Source organism: [Clostridium] ultunense DSM 10521 (assembly GCF_000511955.1).
In the GTDB taxonomy this organism is placed as follows: Bacteria; Bacillota; Clostridia; order Tissierellales; family Tepidimicrobiaceae; genus Schnuerera; species Schnuerera ultunensis.
On record NZ_AZSU01000003.1, the window covers coordinates 396,025 to 410,038 of the forward strand.

General features: G+C 33.6%; 11 protein-coding genes, 2 pseudogenes and 1 other annotated feature. Of the genes and pseudogenes, 1 reads left to right on the forward strand and 12 read right to left on the reverse strand.

Translation table 11 applies throughout. From position 1 onward, the window contains the following. Positions 1-273 (forward strand): annotated as a pseudogene (locus CUL_RS0109155) (ISNCY family transposase); the annotation flags it as partial. A gap of 304 nt (positions 274-577) precedes the next feature. Beyond that, positions 578-792: a binding site (T-box leader), on the reverse strand. A gap of 30 nt (positions 793-822) precedes the next feature. Here the strand turns inward: CUL_RS0109155 and CUL_RS0109160 are convergent. From CUL_RS0109160 to CUL_RS20305, 12 genes and pseudogenes are all read right to left on the reverse strand, one after another. Continuing rightward, positions 823-2,148 (reverse strand): replication-associated recombination protein A, encoded by a 1,326-nt coding sequence (locus tag CUL_RS0109160; RefSeq protein ID WP_025641297.1) that lies wholly within the window; start codon positions 2,146-2,148, stop codon positions 823-825. A 129-nt stretch (positions 2,149-2,277) separates the two neighbouring features. Next, a complete protein-coding gene (gene orr, locus CUL_RS0109165; RefSeq protein WP_025641299.1) occupies positions 2,278-3,342 on the reverse strand; it encodes an ornithine racemase Orr in 1,065 nt (354 codons plus the stop codon). A 421-nt stretch (positions 3,343-3,763) separates the two neighbouring features. After that, positions 3,764-5,125: a GlmL-related ornithine degradation protein gene (locus tag CUL_RS0109170; RefSeq protein ID WP_025641301.1), complete on the reverse strand. Its 1,362-nt coding sequence runs from the start codon at positions 5,123-5,125 to the stop codon at positions 3,764-3,766. Further along, positions 5,115-7,331 carry a D-ornithine 4,5-aminomutase subunit OraE gene (gene oraE, locus CUL_RS0109175; RefSeq protein ID WP_025641303.1) on the reverse strand — a complete coding sequence of 739 codons (2,217 nt, stop codon included), beginning with the start codon at positions 7,329-7,331 and terminating at the stop codon, positions 5,115-5,117. The genes CUL_RS0109170 and oraE overlap by 11 nt, the downstream gene beginning before the upstream one ends. Next, positions 7,331-7,696: an ornithine aminomutase subunit alpha gene (locus CUL_RS0109180; protein WP_005585875.1), complete on the reverse strand. Its 366-nt coding sequence runs from the start codon at positions 7,694-7,696 to the stop codon at positions 7,331-7,333. The genes oraE and CUL_RS0109180 overlap by 1 nt, the downstream gene beginning before the upstream one ends. 11 nt (positions 7,697-7,707) lie before the next feature. Further along, on the reverse strand, positions 7,708-9,126 hold the full coding sequence (gene ortB / locus CUL_RS0109185; protein WP_005585876.1) for a 2-amino-4-oxopentanoate thiolase subunit OrtB: 1,419 nt from the start codon (positions 9,124-9,126) through the stop codon (positions 7,708-7,710). Between the two features lies 1 nt (position 9,127). Beyond that, positions 9,128-9,433, reverse strand: coding sequence for a 2-amino-4-oxopentanoate thiolase subunit OrtA (gene ortA / locus CUL_RS0109190; protein WP_005585877.1), 306 nt, complete (start codon positions 9,431-9,433; stop codon positions 9,128-9,130). 62 nt (positions 9,434-9,495) lie between these two features. Then, a complete protein-coding gene (gene ord, locus CUL_RS0109195) occupies positions 9,496-10,542 on the reverse strand; it encodes a 2,4-diaminopentanoate dehydrogenase (protein WP_025641309.1) in 1,047 nt (348 codons plus the stop codon). A 192-nt stretch (positions 10,543-10,734) separates the two neighbouring features. Beyond that, on the reverse strand, positions 10,735-12,150 hold the full coding sequence (locus CUL_RS0109200; protein ID WP_005585880.1) for a sigma-54 interaction domain-containing protein: 1,416 nt from the start codon (positions 12,148-12,150) through the stop codon (positions 10,735-10,737). A 19-nt stretch (positions 12,151-12,169) separates the two neighbouring features. Beyond that, positions 12,170-12,922, reverse strand: coding sequence for a peptidoglycan editing factor PgeF (gene pgeF, locus CUL_RS0109205; RefSeq protein ID WP_025641311.1), 753 nt, complete (start codon positions 12,920-12,922; stop codon positions 12,170-12,172). Between the two features lie 20 nt (positions 12,923-12,942). Then, on the reverse strand, positions 12,943-13,398 hold the full coding sequence (nrdR, locus tag CUL_RS0109210) for a transcriptional regulator NrdR (RefSeq protein ID WP_005585882.1): 456 nt from the start codon (positions 13,396-13,398) through the stop codon (positions 12,943-12,945). A gap of 431 nt (positions 13,399-13,829) precedes the next feature. Then, positions 13,830-14,014: pseudogene (locus tag CUL_RS20305) on the reverse strand (UPF0236 family transposase-like protein); the annotation flags it as partial.

A 14,014-nucleotide genomic window follows, 5' to 3' on the forward strand; every position in this document is an offset into this window, starting at 1 on the left:
TGAAATGGACTAAATGTGATGACGGTAAATATCGAAGACGTCATTTTTGTGACAATCCCTGTACTTCATCACCTTGTGGAAGAATGATCTACGTTTATCCTGAAAAGGATCTTCGTGCTTATCCAGGGACTCTTCGTGATACAGAAGAATGGGATAAAGTTTATAAAATCCGTTCAGTAGTAGAGCAGTCCATAAATCATTTTAAAGAAAGTTTCTGTATTGCTGGACGTAAAACCCAAAATGAGAAAACCATTCATGCCGATTTACTACTAGCAGGCATCACACAATTAATTACTGTTGTCCTTGCTGATAAAATACATAAGCACGAGTACATCAGAAGTTTAAAACCATTAATTGCTTAGGTATTTATTTTAGATATTCATTTTTCTAGAAATTTGATACCTTTATTTTGTGTACCCTTTTTTAAGAACAACTTTTAGTTCTCGCTAAACTTTCACTTGGATTCCACTTTCCATTCTTGAAACTCTTTTTTTGAAGGATCTATATTCCTATTATTCAGTTTTTAGAAAGAGTTTCGCAATTACTTATATATAGTCAATAAAAAAACCTTCCATCCGAAAGGGACGAAAGGTTCGCGGTACCACCCTAATTGCTAAAAATAGCCACTCCAATCCAAAGATAACGGTAGGAATCCGTCTAAATCTACTCTCCCTTAGGATTTCGGTTAGAAACTCCAGGATGTTCTTCAATATAAGTTTCGTATCGGGGTTTCACTTTTCCCGATTCCCTAGGACTACCTCTTATATCTACTCTTCCTATCACAGTCTATATGAACATAATGTTATCATTATTATAAATATATTAACTATCTTTGTCAAATAATTTTGATAAACGTTCTTTGATTATCCTTTCATAGCCTTGATCTGTAGGTTCATAGTATTTAGTTCCTATAAACCCGTCGGGTAAGTACTGTTGTTTTATATAGGCCTTATCATAATCATGAGGATACATATAACCTTTTCCATGGCCTAAATTAGTAGCACCCTTATAAGATGCATCTTTTAAATGATTTGGCACTTTTCCTATGGGTTTGTTTCTTATATCCTCTAGGGCCTTATCAATACCTATATAGGAAGCATTACTTTTTGGAGCACAAGCTACATAAACAGCTGCCTGGGCTAATATAATCCTGCCTTCTGGCATACCTATTACATTGACTGCATTAAAGGCGGATACTGCTACATTCAGCGCTTGAGGATCTGCATTGCCTACATCTTCAGAGGCACATATGATTATCCTTCTTGCTATAAACTTAGGATCCTCTCCCCCATTTATCATCTTTGCTAACCAATATAGTGTAGCATCAGGATCTGAACCTCTCATGCTTTTAATAAAAGCAGAAACAGTATCATAATGTTCATCGCCACCTTTATCATATTTAGCCGATTTAACCAATATACATTCCTTTATGGTATCCAAATCTATGTTAATTATACCATTGTCATCCTTTGGAGTAGAAAGAACTCCTATTTCTAATGAATTTAAAGCAAGTCTACCATCTCCATCGGATATGGTTATCAAATAATCTATAGCTTCTTTTCCAATATTGACCTTATAATTTCCTAACCCTTTTTCCTTATTAGTTAATCCATTTTTAATTATATTATAAATATCCTTCCTCGTTAAAGGTTTTAGGGGAATGACCATCATCCTAGATAAAAGGGCCTTATTTACTTCAAAATATGGGTTCTCAGTAGTTGCTCCAATTAGAATAATTATCCCTCTTTCTACAAAAGGAAGTAAGGCATCTTGTTGGGCTTTATTAAACCTATGGATTTCATCTATAAATAGGATAGTCCTTTTGTTATAAAGTTTTAATCCTTCTTCTGCTCTGTGGATCACTTCCCTAATATCCTTAACCCCAGAGGTAACTGCAGATAGTTTTTCAAAATTCATATTTGTTGAATTAGCTATTATCATAGCCAATGTAGTCTTTCCAGTACCTGGCGGTCCATAAAATATCATAGATGTTATTCTATCTGCCTTTATTGCCCTATTTAAAAACTTTCCCTGACCTAATATATGGTCCTGTCCCACAAATTCCTCTATGGTCTCTGGCCTCATTCTATCCGCTAAAGGAGCATTCTTTCTTAGTTGGTTTTCCATATTTAAAGTAAATAAATCCATTATTATCACCTATTCATTAATATATACTTATATTTCATATTATAATAGATAGTATATATAGTCAATCAGTTAAAATTAATGGGAGACCAAAGGTCTCCCCTCCAATCCATTATCATTATTATCAACCAACTATATTATTTCCTTTTTTACATACTCTGAAGTCATAATACTTAAAATTCCACCATAACTTAATTTAAACCAGAGCTTATCTCCAACTTTGTAGTCTACCTCACTATCCGTTCCATCTAATATTAGATGGTCACTACTTCCTCCTAGTATTGTAACACCTGCGTCCTGTAGGATTACAGTATCAAAATCCACATCTTGTTTACCTATGGCAACTATCATTCGCTTCCTAATACCCTTATCTTCAAAGGATGGAACTTTACCAAAGGCATCTCTTCCTATTTCACCAGTAGGTAATGAGGGTTTTTCTTTGATTTCAATTATCTCTACTTCTAATTGAAAAACATCATCATAAGTGTTTTCAATTCTATTCCCATAAGCAGTTTCTAAACCTAAGACTAGGGATTCACCTAATCTTAGCATATTTATACCTTCGATTTTATTATCCTTTAATAATAAATGTAAACTGCTAGAATTTCCTCCAGATATTATATTCAATTTAATATTATATCTTTCTTCTATAGTTTTTCCCATCTCCACAAGTCTTCTCAAATTCTTTTGGCTAGGTATAACACCGCCATAACAGGTCAAATTGGTTCCTAGACCTAATAATTCAATTCCTTCCAACTTTAAAATTTCCTCCGACCCTTTATATAATTCATATTCATCAAAATACCCTTCTCGTAAATCACCTAAGTCAACCATTAATATTATTTTATGGATTTTTCCTTTTTCAACCGATGCTCTAGACAATTCCTTAATGGTTTCAATTTCAGAATTAAGAGATATATCTGCATATTCAACAACTTTTTCTACTTCAGATATCATGGGCAATCTTAATAGAATTTTAGGAAGTTTATAATCTTTCAATTTTATTAAATTCTCAATTCTGGAATCGGCTAAATAACTTACTCCACCATCTATATAAGCTTTAGCTATTTCAGGATGTCCACAAAAAACTTTAGTAACACCTGCTACTTCTATATCTTTCTTTTTGCATAAATCTATTATTGTTTTTACATTATGTTCTAGCTTTTTCAGATCTATTTGAATTTTAGGATAATACATAATAACCTCCTGTACTTTAGATAAGCGATTGGAAAATTATGGGACATTTTTGTTTATACTTTCACATTTTAATAATATTGATAATAATGGCTCGAATATTAAGATATATAATAACATCGAAAACATTTTTAGGGGAAACGAAAAATTGCTTTTAAAAACTAAGTAAGCATATAAAAGAATAAATATTACTACACTGATTATTCTAGAACCAATGCTCATTCTATATTCTTTTCTACATTTTGGACAAATATATCTAAATCTATTTTTAGAGATATATTGTTTATAAAAATTTAGAAATGATATTTTTGTCCCACAATTACAACATTCTTTTAACACAAAATCCCTCCCCTAAAATTTCAAAATTAATATACTATATTAATGGTGGCTGCTTTTAAAAATATCTGAACAGCCACCTTCCACACTATTTATACTCAAGAGTATCTTTCAGTAATTTTAATGCTTCTTGCGGATATTTTCTTGACATTACTCCTAGAGAAGCCATTATATATTGATTATCTATAAATATTTTTGCTTCTTTTGTTGGTAATAATTCGTTACCCTTACCACTTATGGCAATTTGTTGTAATATTTTTACCCTATTAGGCAATCGAGTCAATGCTCCACCGGTACCAATAATAGTTTTAACTTGAGTTAAATCCTTTCCTTCTGCTAAAGTGGTCTTACCACCAGGTCCATATAGATATCTTAATTGCCCAGCATGTCTTTTTACTGCAGTTAAAACTGCATGAAGGGCCAATTTTTCTATAAAGGATTTCTCCAATTCCAATTCGGGTATTGGCTTATGGTTTTCCAATAAAATTTCTAATTCCTCCATGGATATATCTAATTCCTTAATTAACTCCTCTTTTCCTACCATATTAACTATATTATGCATATTCACATAGACGCCCAAATCCCCTTCTACAGTCCTTTTAGCTAAAGGCTCTGGATTTATTAATATTCTAGATATTTCTTCACTACCTTCAGTTACAGAATGGACATCTGTTGTAGCTCCTCCTACATCTATGGTGATTAAATCACCTATTTCTTCGTAAAGTAGATTAGAGGCCTCCATAACCGCACCTGGGGTAGGCATAATTGGACCTGTAACCATATCTCTAACCTTCTGCATACCAGGAGCATGGGTTATATGCTTTTCGAATACTTGTTGTATAACCTTTCTTGTTGATTCAATATTTAGTTCATCTATTTTGGGATATACATTTTCAACTATATATAGTTCCGATTTCTTATCTTTAAAAATTTCTTTAACTTCATCTTGGTTCTCAATATTTCCTGCATATATTACTGGAATATTTAAATCTAACTGGGCAATTAATTCTGAATTGTAAAGAGCTGTATCTCTTTCTCCATAATCTACACCACCAGCTATAAGAATAATATTTGGATTTATCTCCTTAACCTTTTTTAAGTCCGAATCCCTTAGCTTCCCTGCAGTAATATATTTTATATTGGCTCCTGCACCTAAAGCTGCTTCTTTAGCAGCCCTAACCGTCATATCATATACCAAACCATGAACAGTCATCCTTAGGCCACCTGCAGCGCTGCTAGTTGCTATAAGTTCATCGTATTCAATCTGGTCTATTGCTAAATTATTAGCTAAATCCTCAATGGCATCTTTAAGCCCTATATTTACATCACCTTCAACTACTGAGGTAGATGCTTGCCCTTGCCCGATAAAACTGAGGCAAGGGGCTAGATTAAAAGCATTTACTACCGTAGTTGTACTCCCTATTTCTGCCACCAATAGATCAATTTTCATTTTTCATCTCTCTTCTCTTCTTCACTAGGAAAGTTGCTACTTGATCACCGTTAGAGCCTCTTCCAAAACCTGCATCCATGCCATTTTTCATAGCCAGTTCACTGGAAACTTGAGTACCGCCTGCAACTAGTATAATTTGATCTCTAATCCCTTTCTCTATGCATAATTGATGGAGTTTGCTCATGTTCTTATAGTGAATATCATCGTGACTAATTATTGTTGATGCTAAAATCGCATCTGCATTGATCTCTATAGCAGCATCCACTAGTTTTTCAACAGGGACAGAAGTGCCTAAATAATGGCTTTCTATTCCATATTTTTCAATTCCACCATGCTTAATATCAATTATCTCCCTCAATCCTACTGAATGTTCATCTTCACCAACTGTACCAGCTACTACTTTCATAGGCCTATCTTCTATATCTTGTCTAATCTCATCTTCCGTTAATACTTCTGGTTTCGGTGGAATTACTAAATCATTAATATCTATGGTAAAATCTACTCTACCCTTTAGTTCAATCCTTGTACCTTCCGCTTCCTGCATTATTTCTTTATGGATAACCTCACAATCTTCCAATCCCAATTTGTTGCCAATCTCTAAAGCTGCAAATTCAGCTATTCTTTCCTCTGTTGGTAAGAACAGAGTCATTAATACTATCCCATCCCCTAACCATTCCATTTCAGGTTTGATTTTAGAGGTCTTTCTTAACTCTTTTGTTTCTTCCAGCCTTAAATAAACATTGTCATTTTCATCTAATTCATCAATATAGATTATTTTATCCGGATCTTCGAAAGTACAACCATCAATTAATTTAGATGGATTATCTACAGCTGATTCATCGTACTGGGCTATATTGTTATATCCAAAATGGGCAGTTACAGGAGCCATATAATCTTCTTCCCTTTCATATACTGTACCTACACCTATGCCTCCATCAATTTTTCTTGCAATTCCATCTCCATTTCTTTCAGGATAATATCCAGAATCTACAAAGAAGCCTTCTTCTACTGCTTTAAAATATCCTCCGACTTCTATAATCTCTTCCATAAATAGTATTGCTCTTTCTTTCAATTCCCTAACCTTATCTGCTAGCTGCCCTTCCTCCCTTTTTATCTCTACCATTTCATTTAATCCATCCATGCCTGCAAAAGCTTGTTTTGCGGTATCTACTGCCTCTATGTTATAAATATGCCATGGTACATTCCTTCCTTCGTCTGGAGTAATAGTAGACTGTATGTCAGCCCTAGTAAGCTGAGATATCAATAAGTTTAAAACGTGGGTTACTGTAGCTTCTCTCGTAGAAGATTCCATATATTTTGTATTCATTTGAGCCCTCATCTTATATTCATAGAAAAGTTCCCTTAATGCTACTGCATAAGGTAGATCTAATCTCATACATGGAGCCGGTGGTGCTGTTGGAGGTACTGTAGAAAGGCAAATATTTTCTTTCTTCATACCTACTTTTACAGAAAACATAGAGTTAATAGCATGTTGTACCATTAATTCTGGCATTACCTTCCATGCTTCTCTAGCTGTAGCATTAGCATTGTGAGCACCATCTATTTGTGCAATATCTGCCCAAGCCATAATCTTCTTAGCACTGGCCGCGTCTACAAAAGACCTTACCATATTAATATTTCTATATAACACATTATATTGAGGGTCTTGGTGAGCACCATTTACCCCTTCTTCTGCAAACATGACTGCAATTTCTGGACCAGCTACTCCAGATACATAGGAGTGGTAGTTAATAGGTCTGCCTACTTCATCTTCGATAATGTCTAGTGCCTTCCTTTGGGCTCTTACCTGTTTTCTAGTAATTGGTATACCACCGATTCCCTGGGGTGTACCTTCTATTAAGCCATCATAATGGCTTTGTCCAGCAGTCCTAATCACCATAAGATGATCAGCACCATGCCAAGCTGCCATTCTCATTCGTCTAATATCATCTTCAAATCTACCTGACGCAATTTCTGTAGTAATTACCGATTTAGGCTGTGGGTCAATATTGTTGAAATACTTTGCTGCTGGTAAAGGCTGGCTCTTATTAAGGGGTTCTGATGTATCATAGTATTCGAATTTTCCCATTTGTCTTTTCTCTCCAACGCCTTTTCTCCAGGTCCAACCTCTTCTCCTAGGTCTATATTTATCTAAATCTTTCAATATATTTTCAATGCCTAATTTTTCATTTGGTTTTAAATCCACTATTTTTCACCTCCCTTAAAAATGTCAAGTAGGTCATCCCACATTTCTCCATCAGCTAGTTTTAATCCAGCTTCCCTCATATCCATTTTTTTATCTCTTGCTAATCTATATACTAAATGTCCTGCACCTTTTCCTAATAATCCTCTATCGATTGCCCCTTCAACTATTGCTTTAGATTCTAAACTAGAAAATCCCATTCTCAGTAAAACGGATCTTTCAATAGATGGAGTAGTGTTTTTTTGCGACAATTCTATTAAAGGATCAACTATCTTTTCAGCTAATTCCCAGAACCTTGCTTCTAATTCCTTTTCGCTTAAATTAGCTAAATGTTTCCTTCTCTTCTGAAAATCATCTTCTCTTTTCATAGCCTTACCTCCTAATATTCTACCCCAAATTCGTCTAATACCTTTTTAACAAATTCTTCATTGGATTTAGTATCTTCAACTAAGAATTCTAAATCTTCTTTCGTTACCTTTTCCATTTTGGTATTTTGGATACAATTTCTAATATAGGATCTTCTAGTCCTATTTAAATCAATTTCTTCAATTTTTATATACCCTGGATCCTTTGGTAATATAATATTCTTACCAGGTATTTCTTCAGATGGATCTCCTATTATCACCTCAATTCCATTTTCCTTAGCAAAGGTCAATTGGGGTTGGATATGTTTTCCTGCACCAGTATATTCAGTTTCTTGTACTACGATTATCTTGTCTTCATCTAGCTCCTGAGCTAATTTAAATGCCGCTGCTAAAGATGTATTGCCTGCTGGGCCTCTTTCTAAACCTTCTAACTGTGCCAATACTTCTGTCATATAAAATACAGAACCTTGGTTTACCGTAACATATCTATCCATATATCTTAATGGTCTCGCCGCTGATCTAGGTACGTCTGACCTATCTGGCCATGTAGCAAATGGGATTCCAAAGCCTGTATGTCCCGTAGTAAAAGATTTTCTATTAAATTGGGTATCACTTGCCATATGAAGGCCCTGAAGACTAACGCTTGCTCCAACAATCTCAGTATCAGTAGCTCCAGCTTTTATCAATCCTCTCGCAGTTCCAGTTAAGTTTCCACCTCCAGCATTAGTTACTACAACTACATCTGGGTCTCTACCTTCCCTTTCTCTAAATTGCATGGATAATTCATAGCCTAAAGTTTCTACTCCAGCTATTCCGAAAGGTGTATATAATGAAGCATTAAAATAACCTGTTTCTTCTAATAAGACTAGGAAGGTATAGAATAATTCGGGTCCTACAGTTAGTTGAACTACTTCAGCTCCATAAGCCTCGCATTTTCTTGCCTTTTCAATTATTTCTGGCTGTCCTATACCTTTAGAATCGTAACACTCTTGTACTATAATACATTTTAATCCTCTCATAGCCGCCTGTGATGCAACAGCAGCCCCATAATTACCGCTAGTAGCAGCAATAACTCCTTTATAACCTAGCCTTTCTGCATGATAACAGCTGGTAGCAGCTCTTCTAGCCTTAAAGCTTCCAGAGGGGTTAGCAGCTTCATCTTTAATAAATATCTTTGCTCCTTTACCAGCTGGTGCAAATTTTCTTGCTAGCTTAGTTAAGTTACGTAGTTCGTATATTGGCGTATTCCCTACTCCAGTATCTTTTTGGATTCTTTCTATTTCCTGAAGGCTATACCCAGTTTCCCTCATCATCTTTTCGTAATCGAAAGCAATACTACCAGATTCAAAAACATTGTAATCTATTCCGACTGCTTTCTTCATTATCTCGCTATTTCTTCCCATTACAGCTTCAAAACTCATATCCTTAGCCATATTATTCACCATCCTTCTCTATCAAGCTTCTAACTTGTCTACCAATATACAATAGTTCAGGTACACATTTTCCAAAATCGTGATCATAATAAGGATTTACCTCTATTAATGTCCCTTCCACTTTTCTTCCAATATAGGTTTCGATTTCTACTTTATCTCCTATCTTAGCTTCCTGGTTAAGCAAAAACCCCTTAGTCCAAAATTCAAGAGGTACATTTTGTGTATCTTCTGGTATATTAGGGGCTCTATCTCCAGCTTCCAATACTATATTATGAATTCTTACCCAATCGTCTCGTTTAGCATCCATTCATATCCCTACCTTTCTTTTTTTATTAGGCGACCAAAGGTCGCCCTTACAATTATTAATTGTTAATCGATTAAATCTCTCATATCTCCCATGATAGCTCTTGGTACTGGTAAGTCGATCATAGTCTTAAGTCCTGGTGAAGCATTGATTATATGAGGTATCATATTAACACACATAGCAATTGTTCCAATGCCTCCAGGAATTTCAGGTTTAATGGCCATATTTATGTCAGGGGTACCTTTAATAGTAATATAATCCCCTGTAGTTCCACCTTCTAATTGAGGCTCAACTTGTTGTGGGTGTATCATTTCTATCTTTAATTCTCCATCTACTTTTCCATACCCTTTCATATTACAACCAGCAACGTCTCCTGGTTTAACTTCAGCATGAGGAGCTTTTCTATATACATTAGATACTATTGGTTCTCTGCTTAATTCAATTTCATCGCTTAACTTCCAACCTAATGCATCAGCAATCATAGTAATAGATTCAGGAAATCCAACGTGACCTGCTAAATCATTTTCATTTACTCTTCTATTAAATTCATCTACTGTCAATCCTACCCCTTGACCATGCATTACTGCTGGTCCAAATGGTGAAAGGTTATTAACTCTTTCAGCTTTAATACTTTCCACATCAATACAAGCACCAGTTAAAGTAATAACCAGCAAATCCATTATAAGACCTGGGTTAATTCCAGTGCCTAATACGCTGACACCATTTTCCTTTGCTATTCTATCCATTTCTTTAGCAAGGTCTAGTTCTTGGGCCTGAGGATAAGCCATTTCTTCTGCAGTAGAAATAACATTTATTTTGTTTTCTAAACAGTACTTAATTTTGTCAAAAGTATCCCTTGTAAAAGAATCTGTGGCTATAATAACTACATCTGCTGCTTTTTCAGTAATCACTTTATCGTATTCACCAATAATTATATCTGGCCTGTCTCCTCTTTCAACATCTAAGTACTCATACATACTTTTACCAAGTCTATAAGTTCTACCTACTACGCCTACTATTTCTACTCCTTTCTTGTTCAGAAGCATTTCTGCCATTCCTTTTCCCATTGCTCCTATACCCCAAAGAATTACCTTTACATTTTCCTTTCTCAAAAAAACACCTCCTAAATTTTTTAGTTTCGCATTTAAATTTATTATAAGATTTACATATTTATATATGCAAATCCCTTGCCAATATTTTTCAACAGGCTTTTTCTCTATTTTTGCAGAAAATGGCCTCTATTTATTGTCAATTATTAATATTGATATTTAAAAACAGCAAAATATTTTGCGTGTATGTGCAAGCTATTTTGCTGTTTTTTGGTATTTTTTTATTTTGTGCTGCAAAGTTTGCCTCTTTATTCCTAGTTCTCTTGCTGTCTTAGAGATATTATATTCATTCTCTATTAAAGCTTGTTTTATTATATCTTTTTCTATTTCTTCTAAAAAATCTGGTAAAGGGCTATTCATACTGAAGATAATATCTTTCATAATTTTTTTATCATTAAATATATTTGAACAAGATACAAAATCTTCCTTTTGTAAGTATTTCCTATTGTTTGGAGCATAGTTCATAGCCCCCTCAATGGAATTTTCCAGCTCTCTAACATTGCCTGGCCAAGAATAATTATGAAAAGATTCTAAAACTTCTCCATCTATGCCAATAATATTTCTCCCCAATATATAATTATACTTGGCTATAAAATGATTAGTTAAAGTTAATATATCGTCCTTTCTTTCTCTTAAAGGAGGAATGTCTATATTAATAACATTTAATCTATAATATAAGTCCTTTCTTAAAGTGCCATTTTCAACGCTTTTCAACGGGTCTTCATTGGTAGTTGCAATTATTTTAACATCTACGGGTATATCTTTAATTCCCCCTATACGGCGAATATAGCCTTCTTGAAGAACTCTTAATAGTTTTGCCTGTAATCCAAGGGACATAGAGTTTATTTCATCTAATAAGAGGGTCCCGCCGTTAGCCTGTTGGAATATCCCTTCTCTTTCAACAGCACCTGTAAATCCCCCTTTTTCAGTTCCAAATAATATCCCTTCTAATAAAGTTTCTGGGATGGCAGCACAGTTTTGTGCTATAAATGGTTTATTTCTCCTACTGCCACCATAATGGATACTCTGGGCAAACAATTCCTTGCCTGTACCGGTTTCTCCATATATTAATACTGATGATGGAGAAAAAGCGGCCCTCCTTGCGATTTCAATTGCTTTAATCATATTTTCGTTACTACCAATTATATCTTCAAAAGTATAGTTTTTTATTTTTTCTTTACTGTATCCTTCGCCATTTATAATTTTTAATTCCTGTTGCAAATCTATAAGCTTATCTGATAATTTTTTAATATAGGTTATGTCCTTTGCTATTTCTAATGCCCCAACAATTTCTCCATCAAAAGATAGAGGAATAGTTGAATTTATAGAAATAATATTTTGCCCTTTAAAATTAATATAGGTTTGAGTCTTGTCCAATATAGGCTCTTTCATAGTCAATGCCCTTATTAGAGTTGAAGTTTCTTCGTTTAAACTAGGAAATATATCTAGTAGGTCCTTATCTATTACTTGCTCTATCTTCAAACCTTCTAATTTTGCCATAGCCTCATTATACAATACAGTCTTTCTATTTTTATCTATTACATGTATTCCTATATCTGTATGCTGCAAAATATTTTGCAGGACAATTAAATTTAAATCCATTTTTCCCATAATATCATCCTCTAATAATTTAATGCTTAAAGCCTTCAATCAATCCAATAGCTGCAATCATCCTGTTGCTAGTACCCTTTTCCTTCCTATAGGAATAAAACTTATCTATTCCACAACTAGTACAGATATTAGATAGTACAATATTTTCTTTAGGAATACCCTTTTCTTCAATTTGCATATAATTTATTTTCCATAAATCTAAAAATATTTTTCCATTTCTAATTATTATATCGGAAAATCCTTTATATTTTTCGCTAAATTTCTCATCTAAATCTTTGCCAACTTCATAACAACAAGGACCTATTGATGGACCTATTCCGACTAACATATCCCCACTATTTGAATCATATTTATTTTTCATTATGTCTATCATTTTTCCACTAATGTTTTCAAAGGTCCCTCGCCATCCACCATGGGCTATTCCAACAACTTTCTTTCCCCTATCTAAAAAGTAAATGGGTACACAATCTGCATGGTAAGTCGCAAGAACTATATTTGGTAGATCAGTAATCAACCCATCGGCCTCTAGCTCGGAAATATTATCAAAATTCCCCAATTTAGAGTCGATTAATTTAATATTTGTCCCATGTACTTGTTTTACACTAATAATGTTATTTTTAGGTATATGTAGTATATCTGATATCTTACCTTCAAAATCCTCATCGTTCCAACCTATTCTGGAAGTAAATAAATGGTTAATAAAGTCTATATCCTTAAATCTTTTAAATTGGTAATATAAAGCCCCATTATGATATCTTTCAATTATAGTCATAATTCACCTCATCAAAATAATTAGTCTTCATTCAATAATTTATTCAATTCTTCCATAAAAGTATTTATATCCTTAAACTGTCTATAAACAGATGCAAATCTAACATAGGATACTTCGTCAATTTCCTTTAATCTATTCATAATCATCTCTCCAATATGTTGACTAGTTACCTCTTTTTCTAAAGAATTGTACAGCTCCTTTTCAATTTCATCTACCGTTTCTTCAATTAAGTTTAGAGGCACAGGCCTTTTTTCACAAGCTTTTAAAATCCCATTTAATATTTTATTCCTATCATAAGGTTGTCTGTTCCCATCCTTCTTAACCACAATTAAAGGTATCTTTTCTATCTTTTCGTAAGTAGTAAATCGTTTAGAACATTTTAAACACTCTCTTCTTCTCCTAATAGCTTGTCCCTCATCTGTAGGTCTTGAATCTACAACTTTAGTTTCATAATAATTGCAAAATGGGCAATTCATCTACACACCTCCCAACTTTACCTATTTTGATTATAATACATCCCATTTTAATTGTCTAATATAATACTATAATTGATAGTGTCAAGTAATTGTTGGAAAACAATTAAAAAATAATTTTGTAAATAATATTAGAATACTAATCCTGTATTTATACAATGTAACGATCTATAATTTATATTTTAAATAAGCTTAATAAACCTAAATGGATAGGCTAATTTATATATTATTTTAAAGTATGTTAGTTATTAAAAATATGAGGCTTTAAGCATACCTTTAAGCCACCTGCCATCTGTTCTTGATATATATGGCATATCTATCATTATATCTGGATCCATATTGTTATATGTCCTTTTTACGTTATTTATCATTTTTTCATCTAATTCTAAAATTCTTTTTTCTCTTTTTCTTTCAGATCTGGTATTCCTATAATATTCCTTTATACTTCCGCCATTAGCTTTGTATACCCTCATTCGTGCCATTTCATCTGCTCCAATTACACTCCATCCCATAGGTCTTGAACTTAATCTAGATGACAATATATGACTTATATGCCCCTCTGCACTGCATCTATATTTCTTTTCTCCAAATAAATTTTAATGCCTTCCCAATTATTTGA